General features: G+C 26.5%; 10 protein-coding genes. 1 reads left to right on the top strand and 9 read right to left on the bottom strand.

Features of this window, described 5'->3' with window-relative positions:
• Positions 1-877: ISL3 family transposase (locus tag HMPREF3264_RS03520; RefSeq protein WP_070871945.1), on the top strand; the 877-nt coding region annotated here is incomplete at its 5' end.
• Positions 878-1045: 168 nt separating this feature from the next.
• Here the strand turns inward: HMPREF3264_RS03520 and HMPREF3264_RS03515 are convergent.
• From HMPREF3264_RS03515 to HMPREF3264_RS03485, 9 genes are all read right to left on the bottom strand, one after another.
• Positions 1046-1951: a sensor histidine kinase gene (locus tag HMPREF3264_RS03515; protein ID WP_070871944.1), complete on the bottom strand. Its 906-nt coding sequence runs from the start codon at positions 1949-1951 to the stop codon at positions 1046-1048.
• The gene (locus HMPREF3264_RS03510; protein WP_070871943.1) at positions 1951-2631 is read right to left on the bottom strand and encodes a V-type ATPase subunit a family protein; all 681 of its coding nucleotides are present in this window, start codon (positions 2629-2631) and stop codon (positions 1951-1953) included. The genes HMPREF3264_RS03515 and HMPREF3264_RS03510 overlap by 1 nt, the downstream gene beginning before the upstream one ends.
• A complete protein-coding gene (locus HMPREF3264_RS03505; protein ID WP_070871974.1) occupies positions 2624-3541 on the bottom strand; it encodes an ATP-binding cassette domain-containing protein in 918 nt (305 codons plus the stop codon). Before HMPREF3264_RS03505 ends, HMPREF3264_RS03510 begins: the two co-directional genes overlap by 8 nt.
• A 98-nt stretch (positions 3542-3639) precedes the next feature.
• Complete coding sequence (locus tag HMPREF3264_RS03500; protein WP_070871942.1) at positions 3640-4302, bottom strand: response regulator transcription factor; 663 nt, start codon at positions 4300-4302, stop codon at positions 3640-3642.
• A gap of 148 nt (positions 4303-4450) precedes the next feature.
• Positions 4451-4525, bottom strand: a complete 75-nt coding sequence (locus HMPREF3264_RS13110) for a hypothetical protein (protein WP_371106821.1) — start codon at positions 4523-4525, stop codon at positions 4451-4453.
• Between the two features lie 25 nt (positions 4526-4550).
• Positions 4551-4976, bottom strand: a complete 426-nt coding sequence (locus HMPREF3264_RS03495) for a 4'-phosphopantetheinyl transferase family protein (RefSeq protein WP_070871941.1) — start codon at positions 4974-4976, stop codon at positions 4551-4553.
• Positions 4977-5294: 318 nt separating this feature from the next.
• Complete coding sequence (locus HMPREF3264_RS12395) at positions 5295-5771, bottom strand: IS3 family transposase (protein WP_083327782.1); 477 nt, start codon at positions 5769-5771, stop codon at positions 5295-5297.
• Positions 5772-5865: 94 nt separating this feature from the next.
• On the bottom strand, positions 5866-6024 hold the full coding sequence (locus HMPREF3264_RS13105) for an IS3 family transposase (RefSeq protein WP_083327781.1): 159 nt from the start codon (positions 6022-6024) through the stop codon (positions 5866-5868).
• 131 nt (positions 6025-6155) lie between these two features.
• Positions 6156-6596 (bottom strand): helix-turn-helix domain-containing protein, encoded by a 441-nt coding sequence (locus HMPREF3264_RS03485; protein ID WP_070871940.1) that lies wholly within the window; start codon positions 6594-6596, stop codon positions 6156-6158.
• Positions 6597-6630 lie beyond the last annotated feature (34 nt).

Here is a 6630-nt window from a genome sequence, read left to right as displayed (position 1 = left end):
GTCAGTGACGACAGTATCTCGATTCATTAAAAAAGTCGCACAACAAATCCATCATAGACCCTTTGATGCATTACCTGAACATCTAATGATGGATGAATTTAAAAGTGTCAAACATGTGATCGGAAGTATGAGTTTTATTTTTGCTGATGCAATCACACATCAGATTGTTGATATCATTGAAGATCGTAAATTAAAATCTCTCGAAGACTATTTCCTTCGTTTTTCATTACAAGAGCGTCGAAAAGTAAAAACAGTCACGATAGATATGCATCAACCCTATATGTCTTTGATTCCTACAGTCTTCCCCAATGCAGAAATTATCATCGACCGGTTCCATATTGTTCAATCTCTTAATCGAACACTCAACATGACTCGAATCAAAGTCATGAACGAATTACGTTATATACATAGACCAGACTACAATAAATTAAAACGTTTTTGGAAACTCATACTTAAACCACTCGAAGAGTTAGAATTATTTCAGTATAAGAAAGTGAGATTATTTAAAGAATGGAAAACAGAAAAAGGCATCGTTTCTTATTTGCTTAATTTAGATTCTCAGCTAGCCTACACATATTCCTATGTTCATCAACTGAGATATCATATTAAAAATAACAACGTACGTTCATTTGAAAACACACTGATTTCTGTCAAACAGTCAGAAGTAGGCTATAAGCTCAAACCTGTCATTTGTACGTTGAAAAGATATAAATATTATATAAAAAATACAATCCAATTTAAGACATTGACCAACGGTCCAATAGAAGTTATTAATAATAAAATTAAAACAATTAAAAGAGTTTCTTATGGTTATAAAAATTTTGAGAATTTGCGTAACAGAATTATCTTATGTTCTGGACTTTATATAAACTTCTAAATATTTGTCATCAGTTCTATTTGAAATAGAACCAAAAATTCTTTGAATTTAATGTAAAAAACAAATATCTATAAAATTATTAACAATCATAGTACTATAAAAACACAACTAGTTATATATATTTAAAAGTCACGTCATTAAATTTTTATCAACTACTAAAAATGCTAATCAATTAACATCTATTTCTATAGTCACTTTAAAATTTTTTTCTTGCAATGTGAATTCTGTACATTTAGCTTTAATTTTATGAATTAATTCTTGAACTATAGATAGTCCAAGTCCTGAATGTCTATTGGTATTGCTAATTGTACAAAAACGATTGTATAAATCTTCAATATCTTTCCTATGTATATTGCTAGTATCATTCACAATTGTGAAAATAATTTTATTACCTAATCTCTTTAAGTTTATTTCAATATTATTATCAGCATATTTTACCGCATTTCCTATTAAGTTTTGGAATATTCTTTTACAAATAAATTCATCGCTATTAATAAATATTTGCTTTTGGGGAATATCAATAATAGGGCTTATAGAATTCTCTTCTATATTAGAATAGAAACCAACTATAGTATCAGCAAGAACTTTCACTACATCAAAACATTTATTTTTCACTTCATAATTTGGATCTTTCAAAACAGATAACTCATAAAATTCTTGAACTAATTGATTTAATAAAATAGCTTTTTCTTCAATAATATATAATGAATTGAAAATATCGATATTTTTATTATTTTTAATCAAAAATATGTATCCTAAAATAGCAGATAATGGCGTACGCAAATCATGAGAAATATTAGCTATATTTACCTTCAATTTATTCTCTTGTCTCCTACTTGAAACCTTTATGTTCTCTTGCTCTTCAATAATTTCATTTATTTCAGCTACTAACCTTTCTAAATCATTATCTAAAAGCGTCAAGTTTAAGCTTTTATATTTTTCTTTACTTCTCATATCATTTAACTTCATAAACAATACTTTCAACTCTTTTTTTAATTTAATTATATATATGATTAAATTAAAATTAATTAAAATAACTAATATAGATAGAAGAAAAATTATATTTATAGCCACTATTTTAACTCTACCTTTTTAAAATGTATATATGATAATACTATTCCTAAAATCATTTGGACTATTCCAAATAAAATACCTATAATAATAGATCCATTTCCATTAATGAAATTGATAGCCATAGTAGTAGCAGCAAAACTTGAATCCTTAATCGATAAAATAAAAACAAGCATTGCAAAAATACATATCGCAGTGGCTACTCCTGTCTCTTTAATTATAAAAGCAATTAAAAACATAATAGTAGAAGTACAAAGCGTAAAAAATAAAGTTAAAATTAAATATACAAATACTGCTTTTACCTCTGTTAGATTTGTTCCCCATCCTTTAGTTAAAGCATATGGAATTGTAATAAGAAAAGCTGTAGAAAAATATATAATGGTACATCCGAAATAAAAATGAATTAACTTGCTAAGCATGACTGTGAATCTCGTATGTCCAGAGATAATCACTTTATTTATTGTTCTTTTTGAGAAGTCATTACCAATAGACATCCCTGCATAAGTAGCACAAGCGAAAAGCGTTACAAAGTCTCTTGTACTCGACATAAGAGCTTCTTTTCCACTACTACTCGTTTGAAGGCCAAAGTTATTTACTGATATAGCTAATACCATTAAAAGTATAATCCAAATGCTTCTTTCAAATTTAATTTTATACAATTCTGATTTAACTAAATTAATCATGTTTACCTCCACCTATCAATTTTTTATAATAGTTTTCTAAATTTTCACCCTTTGTAGTTACTTCATACACCAAAATATCATTACTTAATAATGTTTTATTTATAATTCCTGAATTGAGACTATAATCATAAATTTTAATCTCATTATTTGGATATACTTCAAAATTCTGAATATTTAATTTGCTTTGTAAAATAGCTGATGCCTTATTTGAGTTATCTACAGTTATTGACAAGTGATGATTGCACTTCTCTTTGAGCTCTTTTGCCGAAATTTCCTCTACTAGCTTACCATCATGTATAAAACCATAACAGTTTGCCAATTGGTATAATTCACCCAATATATGACTTGAAATTAATATCGCAATATTCTTTTCTTCACTTATCTTTAATAATAATTCTCTTAAGTCTACAATACCCATCGGATCCAAACCATTTGTTGGCTCATCAAGAATTAATAACTCTGGTGAAGCTAATAATGCACTTGCTAACCCTAATCTTTGTTTCATTCCTAAAGAAAAGTTTTTAACTTTCTTATTATTTGTATCACTTAGTCCTACTAAATTAAGGGTTTCATCTACTACCCTTTGCCCTGGAATACCTCTCTGTATTCTCTCAACTTCAAGATTTTGTTTTGCCGTCAAATTAGGATATAACATTGGATTCTCAACCATCGCACCTAATTTATACCTTTGAGTATTTAAATTTGTGGATTGACCAAAAAGTTCAATTTCTCCAGAAGACTGATAAGATAAACCTGAAATAATACGTATTAAAGTCGTTTTGCCTGACCCGTTTTCACCAATAAAACCATATATATCTCCATATTTTAAATTCATATTTACATTTTTAAGTGCTTGTGTATTTTTGAAATTTTTGCTCAAATTACTTGTTTTCAAAACTAAATTTACCATCATAATCTTCTCTCCTTTTTCTACTTTTAATTTAAATTATATAGGAAAGAAATTAAAAATTTCTAAATTTTAAAAACCGTTTCTAAAATATATCTAAATTACTCAACTAACTTATATCCTAAACCCCAAACCGTTTGAATACATTCGCAATTAGTATGAATTTTGATTTTTTTTCTTAAGTTACTAATGTGGGTGTTTATAGTATCACCGTCATAAATATAATAATCTCCCCAAATTATTTCATATAATTCTTGTTTTGTGTAAACTTTGTTAGGGTGTTTAAATAATAGCTCGAGTAACTTATATTCTTTTAATGTTAATGGTATTTTAGCATCTTTTATCATTAACACTTTTTGATCTGTGTTCAAAATAAATTCTTTAAATTTTATATTTTTACATACAATTTGTCGTTTTAATAAAACTTCTACTCGAGCCTGTAGTTCTCTCATATCAAAAGGTTTAGTGACGTAGTCATCAGCACCTAACTCAAATAAATCAACTTTAGTTTGTATTAAAGATTTAGCTGAAAGAATGATGATAGGTGTCTCAGTTATTTGTTTTAATTCTTTTAATACCTCATCTCCGTTTTTGAAAGGCAACATCAGGTCTAGAATAATAACATCAAAATGTTTAGAACTCCCTAACCTAATTGCATCTAGTCCATTATAAGCTGTCTCAATCCGAAAATCTTGATTATAGAAAAATTCACATATAATATTTCTAATTTCTTCATCATCTTCAACAACAAGCATTTTATTCATATTAATCTCCTATAAATATTTTTAACTTCTACTTGCTTTATACTATTTATTTTTTTCTCATCATAACAAATTGAACTAACATACTTAGGATCTATATACACATATTGTATCTTTCCATAAAAATTCTTACCATCATTTCTAACAACATTTATCTTAAAATCTGCATTAAATTCAAAATAAAAAAATTAATTCCTTTGCTTAAACCTATGCCTAAATATTTCAAATAACTTTCTTTTAAAGACCATATATCAAAAAAAATATTTTTCTTTATTATTAATAAAAGTATATTTATACTTTTCTTTTTTATGCATTAAGTTTACAGGTATTTCTCTCATTTTTCTATACTTTTCTATATCAATTCCAACCTTTTTATTACTTATAGCACAGACAATATAATCACCAGAATGAGAGTAATTAAAAAATAAATCATTATTAACTAAAAAAGGTTTACCAAAATAATCTACGTCAATCTCTATATCGTCTATAGAGATTGAATAATCATTAATTAATCCAAATAATAATAGCATATAGCTTAAAATTGATCTTTTTTTGTCAATTTCATAATGCATATTTTGTATTTTATTAATTCTTGCTTCACTTAAAAACTTTTTACTATGGTCTATTAAGTCACTTAACTTAGTATTAACAATTTTTGTTACGTATATATTTAACATTGATATATTAGACATCCGTTCTATCAAATATAGTCTTTAAATCCATTATTTTTAATTCAAATACGAATAGTAATACTTTCCTAATTAATAAAAATAACACTAAGAATATTATTTAAACTTTTATTTTAATTATAAATCAAATGTTCCAACATATTGTTAAGTTTGAATTCGGTTAATATGCCTCTTTTAATTAAATATTACTAATAGTTTTTTATAATTTCAAGTTTTTTAATATATAACCTAAGATATTTATTGTCCTTAGGTAATTTTAAATTATTTTTTTAAAGAACATGTTATGTGGTTAAATATAAAATTTAATTAAATAAAGGTTTGATTCCTATATTGTTTAGGAGACAAGCCTTTTAATTTGGCTTTAATTCTTGTATGGTTGTAGAAATTTATATATTCATGTATTGCTCTTTCCAATTGTTGAAAACTATCATACGTTTTTCCATAAAACATTTCTTGTTTTAACAACCCGAAGAAATTCTCCATTAAAAAATTATCTAAACAATTGGCTTTTCTAGACATACTTTGAAATATTTTGTTTTCTTTAAGCACATTATTATACGTTTTGTGCTGATAATGCCAGCCTTGATCAGAGTGTAGTGTCATGCGATAGTTGAGGCTAGGTCGTTGATTTAAAATATTTTTTAAAGGGCTAATTACAATATCTAGTGTAGGATGTGCAGAAATACGATAGCTTAAAATTTCGGAATTATATAAATCCATAAACGGGGATAAATATAATTTAGTGCCATCAGATAATTTAAACTCTGTAATATCAGTTACAATTTTTTGATAAGGTCAATCTGTATTAAAACGACGTTTTAATACATTATTTGATACTTTGCCAATGGTTCCTTTATATGAGCTATATTTACGACTTTTATGATTGAATTTTGTACATGTTAATCCTAGTTCTTTCATTGATTTTCCTTACTTTTTTATGATTTACAGTCATTCCTCTATTTTTCAATGCTTGAGTAACTCGACGATATCCATAAGTATAATCACACACGTCGCATATTTCTTTAATTGTCTTCACAATCTCATTGTTTTTATTTGGTTTTTTAAAACAATTAATCCAATAGTAATAAACTGATTTAGCTATTTCTGAGACTTTAAATAGTAGACTTAACCCAAATTTTAAAGTTTCATGTAGTTCTTTAATGATTTTTACTTTTTCGGATGTTTGTTTCCGTAATGTTGGGTCAAGCTTTGTAACTTTTTTTGATAAGCTATACCTGCTTTCAACATTTCATTTTCATCTCTAAGCCTTTCTAATTCTTCACGTTCACTTTCTTTTAATGGCAAGTCGTTTTGTTTAATTGATGGTTGTTTTCTTTTCATTTTAGAAGGCCTTCCTCTCTTTTTGTTGTCTAAACCGAGAATTCCTTCTTCATCATATTTACGTTGCCTATTTTTTATTTTAGCTTTTTTAGAAATTTTAAAATGATTAGCTGTTTCTCGGTAAGACAACTTATTTTCTTGTCTAAATCTTAAAACAGATACTTTAAAATCTCTAGTATATACTTTATTCAGCAATTTTTTATCTAACTCTTCGGGCCCAAAGTCTAAATATCGATTAACCCATTTTTCTATTTTTGGGGTGCACATCACTTTCGGGGCGCCGATTGATTTTTAGGCATAA

Source organism: Staphylococcus sp. HMSC62A08 (assembly GCF_001839105.1).
Taxonomy (GTDB): domain Bacteria; phylum Bacillota; class Bacilli; order Staphylococcales; family Staphylococcaceae; genus Staphylococcus; species Staphylococcus caprae.
Note: the sequence above shows the minus strand (reverse complement) of the source record. Positions and strands in the feature narration are given on the sequence as shown.

What these genes read in the sequence shown, in the direction of transcription:
- HMPREF3264_RS03510 (WP_070871943.1), bottom strand. Translation starts at nt 2,631, where the DNA reads ATGATTAATTTAGTTAAATCAGAATTGTATAAAATTAAATTTGAAAGA.
- HMPREF3264_RS03505 (WP_070871974.1), bottom strand. Translation starts at nt 3,541, where the DNA reads ATGGTAAATTTAGTTTTGAAAACAAGTAATTTGAGCAAAAATTTCAAA.
- HMPREF3264_RS03500 (WP_070871942.1), bottom strand. Translation starts at nt 4,302, where the DNA reads ATGAATAAAATGCTTGTTGTTGAAGATGATGAAGAAATTAGAAATATT.
- HMPREF3264_RS03495 (WP_070871941.1), bottom strand. Translation starts at nt 4,976, where the DNA reads ATGTTAAATATATACGTAACAAAAATTGTTAATACTAAGTTAAGTGAC.
- HMPREF3264_RS03485 (WP_070871940.1), bottom strand. Translation starts at nt 6,596, where the DNA reads ATGTGCACCCCAAAAATAGAAAAATGGGTTAATCGATATTTAGACTTT.